This window comes from Mycobacterium sp. E796, assembly GCF_001672815.1.
GTDB lineage: Bacteria > Actinomycetota > Actinomycetes > Mycobacteriales > Mycobacteriaceae > Mycobacterium.
In genome coordinates this window covers 1-14,978 of the sequence record NZ_LZKK01000001.1, presented here as the reverse complement: position 1 = coordinate 14,978, position 14,978 = coordinate 1, and the positions used below count along the sequence as shown (strand labels likewise).

The window sequence follows — 14,978 nt, the reverse complement described above, 5'->3', positions numbered from 1 at the left end:
GCACGTCGAGGGCGGTTTCCAGGGCCCGGCCCTCGTCCAGGGCCCGGCGGATCCGGCGGCGACGTCGGTAACGCACGATCACCGTCGCACCAACCACTCCCGCGGCGAGGACCGCCGTCCAGGGCAGCAGCACGACAGCGGACGCGGCAAGCGCGAACGCGACGCACACAACCGCGCCCCCAGCGGCCGGGGGCCGGCGAACCCGCGCCGGCCTCGGCAGCCTGCGCCGCGGCGACAACGGAAGCACCAGCAGCGCAAGGGATAACAGCAGCGCGCCAACCGCGAGGCCGCTCATGCCGGCATCCTGGCGCGCAGCAGGCGATACAGGTCCCCCGCGTCGTCGGTCATGCCCCGCTCCGCGTGCCACGCGGTGACCGCCCGCACCTGCCCGTCGACCTGGCGCAGCACGGCGATCTCGCCGAGCCGACGGCGACCGGTCCGGTCCCGAGTAACGTGCAGCAGCACCTGCACCGCCGCGACCAGCTGGCTGTGCAGCGCCGCTCGGCCCAGGCCGCCGAGCGCGCCCAGCGCCTCCAGCCGGGCGGGAACCTCGCCCGGACTGTTGGCGTGCACCGTGCCCGCGCCGCCGTCGTGGCCGGTGTTCAGCGCGGCCAGCAGATCGACCACCTCGGCGCCCCTGACCTCGCCGACCACGATGCGGTCGGGCCGCATCCGCAACGCCTGCCGGACGAGTTCACGCACCGGGACCTCGCCGACGCCTTCGACGTTGGGGCACCGCGCGACAAGCTTGACCAGATGCGGATGCCGGGGCGCGAGCTCGGCGGCGTCCTCGACGCAGACGATCCGTTCGGTGGCCGGCACGGCGCCCAACATGGCGGCGAGCAGGGTGGTCTTGCCGGCGCCGGTGCCTCCGCTCACCAGGAACGCCAACCGTGCGGCGATGACGTCGCCGATCAGCGCGCCGGCCCGCGGATCGATCGCGCCCGCCGCGGTCAGGGCCGCCAAATCCTGAGTGGCCGGGCGCAATACGCGCAGCGAGAGGCAGGTGCCGCCGGCCGCGACGGGCGGCAGCACGGCGTGCAACCGCACCGCGAACCCGCCGGCGCCGATGCCGGTCAGCTGACCGTCCACCCAGGGCTGGGCGTCGTCGAGGCGCCGGCCGGCGGCCAGGGCCAACCGCTGCGCCAGGCGCCGCACCGCCGCCTCGTCGGCGAAACGGATGCCGCTGCGCCGCAACCCGTTTCCATCGTCGACCCAGACCGCGTCGGGCGCGGTGACCAGGACGTCGGTGGTGCCGTCCGCGCACAACAGCGGTTCGAGGATGCCGGCACCGGTCAGCTCGGTTTCCAGCAGGCGGAGGTTGGCCAGGACCTCGGTATCGCCGAGCATCCCGCCGGACTCGGCCCGGATCGCGGCTGCCACCACGCTGGGCCGCAGCGGGACCGATTCAGCTGCCAGCCGCTCGCGCACCCGCTCAATCAGCGAGCCGCTCACGCCGCCAGCCCCTTCCGCCCTGCGGACAGCACCGCGAGCACCCGCCGGGCCGCCGCGGAGAGCGGGCCGCGGCGTCCCAACCGCAGGCCGCCGCGCTCCAGCTGCCGGGCCAGTTGCGGCTCGGCCCTGATCGACGCGAGCAGCGGCAGGCCGGTGACGTCGGCGATCTCGGCCGCCCGCAATCCGCCCGGCGAGGGGCCCCGCACGACCAGCCCGAGGTTGGGATTGATCGCGGCGAGCGCCGGGCCCATGGCCGCGGTCGCCGCGCAGGCCCGCACGTCGCAGCGGGTGACCACGACGACGAGGGCGGCGGCGTCCAGCGCGGCCTGCGTCGCGTCGGTGAGGCGGCGGGGAAGGTCGCAGACCACGGTGACGCCGCCGCGGCGCCCGGCGTCGACGACGGCATCCACCGCCGCGGCGCCCACCTCGTACCCGCGCCGGGTGCCGGACAGCAGGCTGATTGCGCCGTGCCGCGGCAGCGCCTCGCGCACGGCCGGCCAATTGAGCCGGCCACCCTGCAGCGCCAGGTCCGGCCAGCGCACCCCGGGTGTGCCCTCGGCACCCACCAGCAAATCGATGCCGCCGCCCCACGGGTCGAGGTCGACCAGCAGCGCGTCGCCGGCGGCCTGCGCAACGGCGACCGAGAGCATCGACGCGCCGGCCCCGCCGCAGCCCCCGATGACGGCGACGACTTCGCCCCGCGGGGTGTCGTCGCGCGCGGCCTCGCCGGCCTCAGAAAGGTCGCCGATCAATTCGCGCTCTTGGTCGGGCAGCTTTAGAACGTGTTCGGCGCCGACCGCGACGGCCGCCGCCCAGGTCGCTGTCGAGGGTTCGGTGATCGTCAGGACGCTGACATGGGCGCGCCTCGGCAGCGCCGCCCGCCCGCAGCGCTCCGCCGCCGACTCGTCCAGCACCACCGCGGCGGCGGCCGACCATGCCTTCCAGCCCACCGCGGACCCGCTGGCGTGGACCACCCGAACCCCGACCGCGGCGGCCACCCGATCCAGTTCATCGCGCAACTCCGGGTCCGCCAGCACCGCCAGCACGCCCGATGTAGCCGCCGCTTTCGGGCGGATGGTGCTCGTCACCAACCCACCTTGCGGGGCCGTGACCTTGGCACACCAGTCCCAAAGCCGGATTTGGGGATAGAGACGCGAGTGTGTGCAAACGCGTCGCCCGGGAGCTCAGCCGGGACCGGCGGGACGCCTTCCCGCAACGCCCGGCGGCCAAAGCGTCGACGCCCGATTGCGGCGGGGAAACTTACCCCAGAAAAGGGACGACCCCCGCCAGGGGGGGAGGAGGCGAGGGTCGTCGTGTATCAGCCCCGGGGGGTCGGGCTGATGCACCCTCGGCTCAGGCCGAGTAATGCTTACTATACACATGACAGTCGGCACTAACGCAAGTAGTTGTTCTCACGAAAGGTGCGTTGAGCCGCAAAAATACCGAGAGTATGTTCTTGGCCCCGTCATGAGCGGCCGTTTTGGGCCTAACTCCAGGGCGCCGTCGGATCGCCGACCTATGCTGGATCGGTGACCGTCTCCGACTCGGCCGCGCGGCAGCAAACCTCACCGGAAACACCTGCAACCACCGCTCCTCGCGCCCGCACAGCCGCCTTCTTCGACCTGGACAAAACCATCATCGCCAAGTCCAGCACGCTGGCTTTCAGCAAACCCTTCTTCAACCAGGGACTGCTCAACCGCCGCGCCGTGCTCAAGTCCAGCTACGCCCAGTTCATCTATCTGCTCTCCGGTGCTGATCATGACCAGATGGACCGGATGCGCATCCACATGACGAACATGGTCGCCGGTTGGGACGTGGAACAGGTCAAGTCGATCGTCAACGAGACGCTGCACGACATCGTCACCCCGCTGGTGTTCGCGGAAGCCGCGGACCTCATCGCCGCGCACAAACTCTGCGGCCGCGACGTCGTCGTCGTCTCGGCGTCCGGGGAGGAGATCGTGGCGCCCATCGCCCGGGCGCTCGGCGCCACCCATGCGATGGCGACCCGGATGGTCGTCGACGACGGCAGGTACACCGGCGAGATCGCGTTCTACTGCTACGGCGAAGGCAAGGTGCAGGCGATCCGCGAGCTGGCCGCGCGCGAGGGCTACCCGCTGGAGCACTGCTACGCCTATTCCGACTCGATCACCGACCTGCCGATGCTCGAGGCCGTCGGCCACCCCAGCGTGGTCAATCCGGACCGCGCCTTGCGCAAAGAAGCCGCCGAGCGCGGTTGGCCCGTGTTGATGTTTTCCCGCCCGGTGTCGCTGCGCGACCGGATCCCGGCACCCTCGGGCGCCGCGATCGCGACCACCGCCGCAGTTGGCGTCACGGCGCTCGCCGCCGGCGCGGTCACCTACTCGTTGCTGCGTCGCTTCGCCTTTTAGCCGCGCAGCAAACATGCAATTCGCGCAATAGATTTTTGCTTCGCATTTAGGCCTTGATGTGCTAGGGGACTAGTAGTACAAAGGAACCACGGAAGCCCGGTGAGGCCAAGGTCGATCCGGAAGAGAAGGATCGTTCTCCCGAACCTGGCGCCCAGCACGGAACCCGGCACCCACGCGGAGTCATAGCCGCGATAATGGCAGAAGTGTTGCGGGCCTGCGTAATTGCGAAAAGTGGAAGGCGTCGACGACCCTTTGGGTGGGGTTGCAGCCGGAAGCATCGCAAGATCGCCGAGGCCAACCCACGCAGCCCAGAAATGCACGCTTGGTAACCGAGTCCCGTGCTAGCGGGCGGCGGACCGAATTATTCGGGACGTCGCCCGCTTTACATTTGTGAAACAAATTCGGTGACACCGATTTCGGCGCCCGTCGGCTACCGATTCGGCAGCGATTCGGCGATCGACAAAGCCTCCTGCGCGCCGGCCTGAAGCGCCCGGCAACACAGCACCAGCCAGGTGCCGACGCCGTCCGGTGTGCCGTCGGCGAATCCCCGTGCGGCGTCGCGATAGTCCGCCGGCTGCCGCATCCAACTGACCTCGGGCACGCCCAGCCCGTGCGGGTCCAGCCCGCTGGCGATCGTCACCAGCCGCGACACGGCTCGCGCCACCACGCCGTCGGCGCTGCCGAACGGCTTGAGCGTCAGCAGCTCTCCGTGCGCGACGGCGGCCACCACCGGCGCCGGCGCGGACGTGCGGCCCATTACCAATTCCGCCAGCAACTCCAGCCGCGGCCCAACGTCGGCGTCGGCCCGCGGACGCCCGAGCCGATCCTCGTCGACCTGATCGGCCGCCGCGAGCACGTGCAGGCGGGCCAGCGCCTGCAACGGCGCGCGCTGCCAGATCCCGACCAGCGGCCCTCCCCCGCCCTCCAGAGCCTGGGCCACCCGCAGCGCCCCGCCGAAAACCGGCTCGCTGACCTGCGCCGCGTCCGCCAGATCGTCCAGCCGCACCGGACCGCCGTCGAGCACCGAGGACGCGCGCGCCGCGCGCAACGCCGCTTCGGCGGCCGTCACCGGCCAGCGCCGCAGGTTGGCCGGGTGGCGTTGCGCGCGGCCCAGCGCGTCGCGGGCCCGGTCGCTGGCCTCGGCGACGCCGGGGAGTCCCAGCAGCGGGGCCAGGGGGTCGGCGGTCACAGGTTGCCAACCTAGCGGGGACGGGGAATGGCCTCCAACAACCGGCGGGTGTACTCGTGGGCGGGCCGGGTGAACAGCTCTTCGGTGGGCGCCTGCTCGACCACCCGGCCGGCCCGCATCACCAGGACGTCATCGGCGATCTGCCGGATGACCGCGAGGTCGTGGCTGATGAACAGGTAGGTCAGGCCCAATTCGGCCTGCAGGTCGGCGAGGAGGTCGAGGATCTGCGCCTGCACCAGCACGTCGAGCGCCGAGACGGCCTCGTCGCACACCAGCACCTCGGGGCGCAGCGCCAGCGCCCGCGCGATCGCCACCCGCTGTCGTTGGCCGCCCGACAGTTCGCGGGGCAGCCGGCGCAACACCGACGTCGGCAACGCGACGTGGTCGACGAGCTCGCGGACCGCCCGCTCGCGCTGCCTGCGGTCGCCGACGCGGTGGATCCGCAGCGGCTCCTCGATGGCGCGGAACACCGAATACATGGGATCCAAACTGCTGTAAGGGTTTTGGAACACCGGCTGTACGCGCCGGCGAAACGCCAGCGCCGTTTCGCGGTCCAACCCGTCGTCGATCCGGGTGCCGTCGAAAACCACGGTGCCCGAGGTGGGCCGCAGCAGACCCAGCACCATCCGCGCCAGCGTCGACTTCCCCGAGCCCGACTCGCCCACGATCGCCAGGGTGCTCGCGCGGCGCAGCCGAAACGACACGGCGTCGACGGCACGAAACTCCGACCGCCGCTTTCCCAGCCACCCAGGCACCCCGCGCGACTCCCGGTAGACCTTGGTCAGTTCGGAGGCGACGAGGAAGTCCTCGGCGGGTGCCTTCGAGTCGCGGGCGCGGGACGGACCGGAGGTCAGTGATGGGGCGGCGGCCACCAGCCGTCGGGTGTATTCGTGCTGCGGCTCCTGCAGAATGGCCTGCGCTTCACCGGATTCCACCACAACGCCACGATGGACGACGATCACCGACTCGGCCCGTTCGGCGGCGAGCGCCAGGTCGTGGGTGATCAGCAGCAGCGCGGTGCCGAGTTGGTCGGTGAGCCCCTGCAAGTGGTCGAGCACCTGCCGCTGCACGGTGACGTCGAGCGCGGACGTCGGCTCGTCGGCGATGAGCAGCTTGGGCCGTCCGGCCAACCCGATCGCGATCAGCGCACGCTGGCACATGCCGCCGGACAGCTGATGGGGATACCGGCCAGCCTGTTTGGCCGGATCCGGCATGCCCGCCTCGGCCAGCAACTCGACCGCGCGGCGCCGCGTCTCGCGGTTATCGGTGTTCGCCCGCAGCGCCTCCCGGATCTGGAACCCGACCTTCCACACCGGATTGAGGTTGGTCATCGGGTCTTGGGGCACGTAACCGATGGCGCGGCCCCTGATCGAGCGCAGTACCCGACCGTCGGCGCCGGTGATGTCGCGGCCGTCGAACACGATGCGTCCGGCCGAGATTCGGCCGCCGGGCGGAAGCAGTCCGAGGATCGCGGCCGCCGTCGTGGATTTCCCGGATCCGGATTCCCCGACCACCGCGACGGTCTGACCGCGCAGCACGGTCAGGTCCACGCCGCACACGACGGGCGCGTTCGCGCCGAACCGGACCTCCAGGCCCTCGACCGACAGCAGCGGCGCGCCTTGGGTGCTCATGCGCGCAACGCCCGCGACGCCGGGTCCAGGGCGTCGCGCAGGGCGTCACCCATCATCATGAACGCGAGCACCGTGATCGCCAGCGCGCCGGCCGGATAGAACAGGATCGGCGAGCCGGCCCGCAGCCGGGTTTGCGCGACGTTGATGTCGCCACCCCAGGACACCACGGTCGTCGGCAGCCCGACCCCGAGGTAGGACAGCGTCGCCTCGGTGACGATGAAGATGCCCAGGGCGATGGTCGCCACCGCGATCACCGGGCCCAGCGCGTTGGGCACCGCGTGGCGCAACAAGATCTGAAACCTGTTCAACCCCAAAGCCTTTGCGGCCAGCACGTAATCACTGGCGCGGACCTCGAGCACCGCACCGCGGGCGATCCTGGCCACCTGCGGCCAGCCGAACAGGGCCAGGATGGCGATCACCGTCCACACCGTGCGGTGGTGCAAGACCTGCATCAACACGATGGCGGCCAACAGCAACGGCAATCCGAAGAACACGTCGGTGACCCGGGAAACCACCGCGTCGACCCAGCCGCCGTAGAAGCCGGCCAGCGCGCCCATCGCCCCGCCGACGACGAACACCAGCAGCGTGGCGCCCAACCCGACCGAGACCGACGCGCGCGCTCCGTAGACGGTGCGCGCGTAGATGTCGTGGCCCTGCAGATCGGTGCCGAACCAGTGCGCCGACGACGGCCCGAGCAGGCTCTGGGCGGGATCGGCATAGCTGGGGTCTACCCCGGTGAACAACGCCGGGAATGCCGCCACCACAAGGACGAACAGGATCAGGGCAGCGGCGGTGAAGAACTTTGGCCGGCGCAGCTTGCGCCAGGTCTCGCCCCAGAAGCCGGAGTGCTCATCCATAGCGGATCCTTGGGTCCAGGGCCGCGTACAGCAGGTCCACCAGCAGGTTGGTGACCAGATAGATTCCCACCAGCACCGTCACGATGGACACCACCGTCGGCGCCTCCTGCCGGGTGACCGCCTGATACAGCACACCGCCGACTCCGTGGATGTTGAAGATGCCCTCGGTCACGACGGCTCCGCCCATCAACGCACCGAGATCCGCGCCCAGGAAGGTCACCACCGGGATCAGCGAGTTGCGCAAGATATGCACCGTCACCACCCGCGGCCGCGACAACCCCTTGGCGGTGGCGGTGCGGACGTAGTCCGCGTGCGCGTTCGCGGCAACCGAGGAACGGGTCAACCGCACCACGTAGGCGAATGACACGGCGCCCAGGACGATCCCGGGCAATAGGAGTCGCCCGAATGTCGCCCGTTCGCCGACGGTCACCGGCGCGATCCCCAACCGCACGCCGAACACAAACTGCGCCAGGAAGCCCAGGACGAAAATCGGGATCGCGATGATGATCAGCCCGGTGATGAGCACCGTGGCGTCGAAGATGCCGCCCTGGCGCAAACCTGCGATCACACCGAACCCGATCCCGAGCACCGCCTCCACCACCAGGGCAATCAGCGCCAACCGGATAGTCACCGGAAAGGCGTGCGCCAGAACCGAACTGACCGGCAGCCCGGAATAAGCGCGGCCCAGGTCACCGCGGAAGATGCCGCCCAGGTAGCGCAGGTACTGGACCAGGAAGGGATCATCGAGGTGGTAACGGGCGCGCAGCGCCGCGGCCACCGCGGGAGTCAGCGGCCGATCTCCGGCGATCGCGGCCACCGGGTCACCCGGTAGCAGGAAGACCATGCCGTAGATCAGCAGCGTGGCGCCGAGGAAAACCGGCACCATGACGGCGATCCGGCGTGCGATGTACCAACCCATTTCAGGCCTTGACGATGTTCTCGTAGTCGGGCATGCCGTTCCATGTCACCGTGACGCCCCGCACCGCCGATGACCAGCCCAGCACCGCGATGTAATACCAGAGCGGCACGGCCGGCATGTCGTGCAGCAGGATTCGCTGCGCGGCGTTGGCCAGCGTGTCCGCCTCCTGCAGGCTGGGCGCGGCCTCCGCGGCGGCCAGCGCGGCGTCGAATTCGCGGCTGGAGTATCCGACGTCGTTGGATCCCGCGCCGGTCGCGTACAGCGGGGCGAGGAACTCGATCATCGAGGGGTAGTCCCCGATCCAGCCGGCACGGAACGCGGTGTCGATCGTGTGGTTGGTGATCAGGGTGCGGTATCCCGCGAACGTGGGGTGCGGCGCGCCGGCGGCGTCGATGCCCAGCACGTTCTTGATGCTGTTGGCGACCGCGTCCACCCACTCCTGATGGCCGCTGTCGGCGTTGTAGGCGATCAGGTAGCGGCCGCTCCACGGCGAGATCGCATTGGCCTGTGCCCAGAGCTGGCGGGCCCGTTCGGGGTTGAAGTCCAACGCGTCGTTGCCCGGGATGTTCGGATCGAACCCGGGTAGGGACCGGGCGGTGAAATCGCGCGCCGGGCTGCGGGTTCCGTTGAAGATCTGCTGGCAGATCTGCGGGCGGTTGATGGCCGCCGACAACGCCAACCGCCGCAGCCGGCCCTCCTCGCCGCCGAAGTGCGGCAGCCGCAGCGGCGTGTCGAGCGACTGGCTCACCGCGACCGGACCGCTGGCGAAGTTACCGCCCAGGTCACGCTTGTAGATCGTCAGAGCGCTCGACGGAATCGTGTCCAGGACATCGAGATTGCCGGACAGCAGGTCTGCGTAGGCGGTGTCCAGGTTGCCGTAGAACTCGAACCTCAGGCCCTTGTTGTGCGGCTTGCGGTTGCCGTGGTAACCGGGATTGGGCCTCAGGTCGATTTTCACGTTGTGCTCCCACGCCGGCCCGTCGGGCCCGTCGGAAAGCTGGTATGGGCCGTCGCCGACGGGGTTGCGGCCGAACTCCGCCATGTCCCGAAATGCCTTGTCCGGCAACGGATAGAACGCGCTGTGGCCCAGCCGCAGCACGAAGTCGACGGTCGGCGCCTTGAGCCGCACGCTGAACTCGAGATCGTTGACCACCCGCAGCCCGGACATGGTGGTGCGCTTTGCATCGGCGCCGGCGACCTCGTCGAACCCGTCGATCGGGCTGAAAAAGTCCTGCTGCAGTTGGGCATTGGTGCTCAGCGCACCGTAATTCCACGCGTCGACGAATGAGTGGGCCGTCACGGGCGAGCCGTCGGTGAACTTCCAGTCCGGTTTGAGCAGGATCCGGTAGTTGATGTTATCGGTGGTCTCGATCGACTGCGCCACTTCTGGCGACGGTTTGCCGGCGGCATCGTAGGACACCAGGCCGGCGAACAGCCGATCGAGGATCCGCCCGCCCAGGCTGTCGTTGGTACCGGTCGGAATCAACGGGTTCGGTGGCTCCCCGCTGTTGACCACCACCAGATCGGGGCTGAGCATGCCGCCGCCGCAGCCGGCCAGCGCCCCGGCCGCCAGCATCCCGGCGGCAAGGACGGCCAGCGCGGCCCGCATCCGACGCATGCCAGCGACCCTAAGGCCTGCAGCGCCCCCGAACCGAACGGGCGCGCCTGGCCGGCGAGGGCGAACCGGCGCACCGCGTCGCCGCTAGGATGACGCTGTGACCTCGCACGAAGTCGGCGTTCAGGTCGGATATCTGGCGGCGGTGTTCGGCGTTCCGGCTATCGGTGTGGTCTGTCTGATAATCGGGTTACGCGCGCGCAGCGCGCGGGCCGTCACCGTTGGCTCCGCGGGTTCGCCGCAGTCCCCGCCCGCGAAGTGGGCCACCACGCTGATCGTCGTCGGCGCCGTGCTGCTCACCCTGGGTGCGTTCGGAATTGCGGGAAACCTGGTACGAGTGAACAAGAGGAGCCTGTTCGACACCGACAAGTCCATGCCGGTGGGCCAGTGCATCGACCAAAATGCTTTTCTCGCAAGGTCGTTCAGCTCAAGTCGGGCCAACGACTGCGCGAATCCGGCGAATGCCTATCAACTCGCCTACAAGGGCGGCCCCACCGCGAACTGCCCGGACGGCAAACGCGATAACTCCGTCTACAGCCGGTACACCGACGACTCCGCCACCCTGTGCTTTGCGCTCAATCTCAAACAGGGCCAGTGCTACCAGATGACCAACGGCGCCGAGACGTTGACGATGACGCTGGGCGACTGCAGCGCGCCGCGAGCGCCGCAGACCAGAGTCGTCCAGCGTTTCGACGGCAGCACGGACACCGCACGGTGCGCGCCCGGCGACAAGGCCATCGCTTACCCGGTGCCGCCGCGCGTCTACTGCCTGGCACAGGCCGGCGCCTGAGCGCCATCACCCCGCGGTGACGGGATGGACCTCCAGCCGGCACGCGTCGATGGCGGCCGGCACGGTGAACGCCTGCAGGATGGCCGGAGGGCTGACGACCAGGTCGGTGTAGCCGGGGCACGGCTTGCCGTCGGCGTCGACGGCGACGCCCTCCACCACCGCCTGGCCCTGCGTCGACAGCGACAGCATGACTGTCGGCGGGTCGTCGACGCCGGCGGGCAACCCGCCCAGGTAGCCGCGCGGCGTCGGCTCGGCGTGGATGAGCGGCCCGCCTCTGCCCGAGTCGACGCTCGGGTAGCCGGTGAGCGTGCACGGGTCCGCGCCACCGGCGAGGGCGAACAGCAGCGTCACGCCGCGGTGCCCGACGGCGGCCTGCGCCGGGGAAGCGCTGACGGCGACCTGCTCCGACCAGCACGGCGTCGGCTGGTCGATGGCGTCGGACGGCTCGGCCCACGCGGGTGATCCCAGCGCACCCGACATCGTCGCCGCCGCGTAAGCCGTTGCGGCCGCGGCGAAGCTGAGGGCGGGTCGGCCCGCGTGCGGTCCGGGCACATCGGTGATTATGCGGCATGCGGACGTGTTTGACCCCGGATCGGGCGACGGTTTCTCACCTGGAAGGTCTAGGCTCACTGACGGTTGACGAGCCTCGACGCTAGGAGGAATCCAGTGACCGCCACCCACACCGAGGGACCGACGTCTTATCCGCCGTCGGCGCAGTTCGCCGAGCAGGCCAACGCGGGTGAGGAGCTGTACCGCGAGGCCGAGCAGGACCGGCTGGCTTTTTGGGCCAAGCAGGCCAACAGGCTCTCGTGGTCGACTCCGTTCACCGAGATCCTGGACTGGTCGGAGGCGCCCTTCGCCAAATGGTTCGCCGACGGCAAGCTCAACGTCGCCTACAACTGCGTGGACCGCCACGTGGAAGCCGGACACGGTGATCGCGTCGCCATCCACTGGGAGGGCGAGCCCGGCGACAGCCGCAGCCTGACCTACGCCGATCTGCAGAAACAGGTGTGCAAGGCGGCCAACGCGCTGACCGACCTCGGCCTGGTCGCCGGCGACCGCGTCGCCATCTACATGCCCTTGATCCCCGAGGCCGTCGTCGCGATGCTGGCCTGCGCGCGCCTGGGCGTCATGCACAGCGTCGTGTTCGCCGGCTTCACCGCCAAGGCGCTGCGGGCCCGCATCGCCGACGCCCAGGCCAAGTTGGTGATCACCACCGACGGGCAGTTCCGCCGCGGCAAGCCGGCGCCGCTGAAGGAGGCGGCCGACGAGGCGGTCTCGGATCCGGATAGCTCCGTCGAGCACGTTCTGGTGGTGCGGCGCACCGGAATTGACGTGTCCTGGAACGACGAACGCGACCTGTGGTGGCACGACGTCGTCGACGCCGCCTCGGACGAACACACCCCCGAGGCGTTCGACGCCGAACAGCCGCTGTTCCTGCTCTACACCTCGGGCACCACCGGCAAGCCCAAGGGCATCGTGCACACCAGCGGCGGCTACCTGACCCAAGCCTCCTACACGCACTACTACGTCTTCGACGTCAAACCCGAGAGCGACGTCTATTGGTGCACCGCCGACATCGGCTGGGTCACCGGGCACACCTACGGTGTCTACGGTCCGCTGTCCAACGGGGTCACCGAGGTTCTCTACGAGGGAACGCCCGACTCGCCGACCCAACACCGGCATTTCGAGATCATCGAAAAGTACGGGGTGACAATCTATTACACCGCACCCACGCTCATCCGGACGTTCATGAAGTGGGGGCGCGAGATCCCCGACGCGCACGACCTGTCCAGCCTGCGAGTGCTGGGCACGGTGGGCGAACCGATCAACCCCGAGGCGTGGCGCTGGTACCGCACGGTGATCGGCGCCGACAGCCTGCCCATCGTCGACACCTGGTGGCAGACCGAAACGGGCGCCGCGATGATCTCCCCGCTGCCCGGGGTCACCGCGGCCAAACCGGGTTCGGCAATGAGGGCATTGCCCGGCATCTCCGCGAGCATCGTCGACGACCACGGCGATCGACTGACGCCTGCCGTCCATCACGGCGAACACATCACCGGCTACTTGGTTTTGGACCAGCCGTGGCCCTCGATGCTGCGCGGCATCTGGGGCGATCCGGAGCGCTACGTCGAGACCTACTGGTCCAGGTTCGCCGAGCAGGGCTGGTACTTCGCCGGCGACAGCGCCTATTACGACCGCGACGGCGCGATCTGGGTGGTGGGCCGCATCGACGACGTGATGAACGTGTCGGGGCACCGGCTCTCGAGCGCCGAATTGGAGTCGGCGCTCGTCGGCCACCACGGAGTGGCCGAGGCGGCGGTAGTCGCGAAGGCCGACGAGACCACGGGCCAAGCCGTCTGCGCGTTCGTCGTCTTGTGCGCCGAGTACCAGGTGCACGACGGGATCGTCGAGGAGCTGCGCGCCGAGGTGGCCCGGGAGATATCCCCCATCGCCAAGCCGCGCGAGATCCACGTGGTGCCCGAACTGCCCAAGACCCGCAGCGGCAAGATAATGCGCCGGCTGCTGCGCGACGTCGCCGAAAAACGCGAGCTGGGTGACACGTCGACGCTGCTGGACCCCGGCGTGTTCGACGCGATCAGGAGCGCGAAGTAGCTCAGGCCGGTAGCGGCGCGAACCCGGCACCGGGCCGGTGCTTGGCGTTGACGTCGGCCAGGATCGCGTTGAACGACTGCACCACCGCCGGGGTGTGCAGCGGGATGTACTTGATGATGCACGTCGGCAGGTTGTCGCTGAACGCGCCGTGAATCATGCCGACCAGCAGGTTGTTGACGGTGACGGGGGCCCCGGAGTCACCGGGTTGACCGCATACCTGCATGACGATGGTGCCCGGGTCCTGGCCCGGCCCCCAGGTGACGCCGCAGGAGTTGCCCGTGGTGCGGCCCTGCTTGCAGGCCACCTGCCCGAACGTCGGATCCGGTCCGATGCCGCTGATCACAAAGCCGTTGTAGCTGGCCACCGGCGCCACCTTGACCGGATCGAACTTGATCACCGCGTAGTCCAAATTGTCGTTGCCTGCGACCATCACGCCCAGCGGGCCGCGATCCTGGGCGGCCTCGGCCGCGACCTGCGCGCCGGGACCCCCGCAGTGCGCCGAGGTGAAGCCGATCAACTCCCCGGCGGCGTCGGTGCCGATTGTCGTCAGGGTGCACATCGTGTCCCCATTGATGACGATGCCGGCTCCGCCGCCCATCGGGATCCGGTCGTCGGCGGCCGCCTTGGCCGGGACGCTGATCAGGGCCACCAGCACGGCCACCATCGCCGCCTTGTAGCAACGGTAGGCCGTCTGCAAAGCAACACCCCCATCGAGCGGTCGGACATCCTGAGCGGCCTGGTCAGTGTAGTCGGCCAGGGTGGCGGATTCGCCAGCGGCGACGGCGCAACCCGGTGCCCTGCCATATTCCTTTCCCGCTCAAAGGGATCGACCCGCCCGTCGCCGCGGCGGCCGTTTCGCTGTCCCGGCGCCGAACTCCGTGGTCCCGCGGGGCCTTCAGCTGGCCTCGTCTGCCACCGGGCCGCATGGCAACATGAACCGCGACGAGAGAACCGAGAGGACGGTCCGTGAGCAAAGACGATCGCAACAACGGTGTGCCCAGCACCCTGACCACGATTCCGTTGGCCGACCCGCACGCCAAGCCGGCCGAGCCGTCAATCGGTGACCTGATCAAAGACGCCACAGCGCAGATGTCCACCCTGGTCCGCGCCGAGGTCGAACTGGCCCGATCCGAGATCACCCGGGACGTCAAGAAGGGCCTGACCGGCAGCGTCTATTTCATCGGTGCGCTGGTGGTGCTGTTCTACTCCACGTTCTTCTTCTTTTTCTTCCTCGCCGAGCTGCTCGACGAATGGCTGTGGCGCTGGGTCGCGTTCCTGATCGTGTTCGGGATCATGGTGGTTGTCGGCGCCGTCCTCGGCTTGCTGGGCTTCCTGAAGGTCCGCCGCATCCGCGGCCCGCGGCAGACCATCGAATCGGTCAAGGAGACGCGCACCGCGCTCACCCCCGGCCACGAGAAGGCCGCCACGGGCCCGAGGGAGCTCACCGAGTCCGGCGGCGGCAGGCACGAAAAGCCCGCGGACCCCTCGGGTTGGTAGATGCCGGCACCAGATCCGTCGG

The 14,978-nt window shown here is 69.4% G+C and carries 13 protein-coding genes and 1 pseudogene; 4 read left to right on the top strand and 10 right to left on the bottom strand.

Features of this window, described 5'->3' with window-relative positions; translation table 11 throughout:
- The 3 genes and pseudogenes from A5706_RS00070 to ssd all read right to left on the bottom strand — a co-directional run.
- Positions 1 to 295 (bottom strand): annotated as a pseudogene (locus A5706_RS00070) (hypothetical protein); the annotation flags it as partial.
- Positions 292 to 1,455: a TadA family conjugal transfer-associated ATPase gene (locus tag A5706_RS00065; RefSeq protein ID WP_068125847.1), complete on the bottom strand. Its 1,164-nt coding sequence runs from the start codon at positions 1,453 to 1,455 to the stop codon at positions 292 to 294. The pseudogene A5706_RS00070 and the gene A5706_RS00065, both read right to left, overlap by 4 nt.
- Positions 1,452 to 2,492 carry a septum site-determining protein Ssd gene (gene ssd / locus A5706_RS00060; protein WP_082964086.1) on the bottom strand — a complete coding sequence of 347 codons (1,041 nt, stop codon included), beginning with the start codon at positions 2,490 to 2,492 and terminating at the stop codon, positions 1,452 to 1,454. Before ssd ends, A5706_RS00065 begins: the two co-directional genes overlap by 4 nt.
- 492 nt (positions 2,493 to 2,984) lie before the next feature.
- Between ssd and A5706_RS00055 the strand changes: the two genes are divergently transcribed.
- A complete protein-coding gene (locus A5706_RS00055) occupies positions 2,985 to 3,842 on the top strand; it encodes an HAD-IB family hydrolase (protein ID WP_068125843.1) in 858 nt (285 codons plus the stop codon).
- Positions 3,843 to 4,272: 430 nt separating this feature from the next.
- Here A5706_RS00055 and A5706_RS00050 read toward each other — a convergent pair whose 3' ends face one another.
- From A5706_RS00050 to A5706_RS00030, 5 genes are read right to left on the bottom strand one after another with little or no spacing between them, the layout of a single operon-like run.
- The gene (locus A5706_RS00050; RefSeq protein ID WP_068125841.1) at positions 4,273 to 5,031 is read right to left on the bottom strand and encodes an oxidoreductase; all 759 of its coding nucleotides are present in this window, start codon (positions 5,029 to 5,031) and stop codon (positions 4,273 to 4,275) included.
- 11 nt (positions 5,032 to 5,042) lie between these two features.
- A complete protein-coding gene (locus A5706_RS00045) occupies positions 5,043 to 6,662 on the bottom strand; it encodes an ABC transporter ATP-binding protein (protein ID WP_068125840.1) in 1,620 nt (539 codons plus the stop codon).
- Complete coding sequence (locus tag A5706_RS00040; protein WP_068125838.1) at positions 6,659 to 7,519, bottom strand: ABC transporter permease; 861 nt, start codon at positions 7,517 to 7,519, stop codon at positions 6,659 to 6,661. The genes A5706_RS00045 and A5706_RS00040 overlap by 4 nt, the downstream gene beginning before the upstream one ends.
- The gene (locus tag A5706_RS00035; protein WP_068125836.1) at positions 7,512 to 8,438 is read right to left on the bottom strand and encodes an ABC transporter permease; all 927 of its coding nucleotides are present in this window, start codon (positions 8,436 to 8,438) and stop codon (positions 7,512 to 7,514) included. The genes A5706_RS00040 and A5706_RS00035 overlap by 8 nt, the downstream gene beginning before the upstream one ends.
- A gap of 1 nt (position 8,439) precedes the next feature.
- On the bottom strand, positions 8,440 to 10,056 hold the full coding sequence (locus tag A5706_RS00030; RefSeq protein ID WP_068125834.1) for an ABC transporter substrate-binding protein: 1,617 nt from the start codon (positions 10,054 to 10,056) through the stop codon (positions 8,440 to 8,442).
- A 97-nt stretch (positions 10,057 to 10,153) separates the two neighbouring features.
- Between A5706_RS00030 and A5706_RS00025 the strand changes: the two genes are divergently transcribed.
- Positions 10,154 to 10,843, top strand: coding sequence for a hypothetical protein (locus tag A5706_RS00025; RefSeq protein ID WP_068125829.1), 690 nt, complete (start codon positions 10,154 to 10,156; stop codon positions 10,841 to 10,843).
- Positions 10,844 to 10,849: 6 nt separating this feature from the next.
- Here the strand turns inward: A5706_RS00025 and A5706_RS00020 are convergent, their stop codons facing one another.
- Positions 10,850 to 11,323 carry a DUF4232 domain-containing protein gene (locus A5706_RS00020; RefSeq protein ID WP_068125852.1) on the bottom strand — a complete coding sequence of 158 codons (474 nt, stop codon included), beginning with the start codon at positions 11,321 to 11,323 and terminating at the stop codon, positions 10,850 to 10,852.
- Positions 11,324 to 11,509: 186 nt separating this feature from the next.
- On the opposite strand from A5706_RS00020, the gene acs reads away from it, so the two are divergent.
- Positions 11,510 to 13,459, top strand: coding sequence for an acetate--CoA ligase (acs, locus tag A5706_RS00015; RefSeq protein ID WP_068125826.1), 1,950 nt, complete (start codon positions 11,510 to 11,512; stop codon positions 13,457 to 13,459).
- A 1-nt stretch (position 13,460) separates the two neighbouring features.
- Here the strand turns inward: acs and A5706_RS00010 are convergent, their stop codons facing one another.
- A complete protein-coding gene (locus A5706_RS00010; RefSeq protein WP_156766859.1) occupies positions 13,461 to 14,156 on the bottom strand; it encodes a S1 family peptidase in 696 nt (231 codons plus the stop codon).
- 269 nt (positions 14,157 to 14,425) lie between these two features.
- On the opposite strand from A5706_RS00010, the gene A5706_RS00005 reads away from it, so the two are divergent.
- Positions 14,426 to 14,956 (top strand): phage holin family protein, encoded by a 531-nt coding sequence (locus tag A5706_RS00005; protein ID WP_068125824.1) that lies wholly within the window; start codon positions 14,426 to 14,428, stop codon positions 14,954 to 14,956.
- Positions 14,957 to 14,978 lie beyond the last annotated feature (22 nt).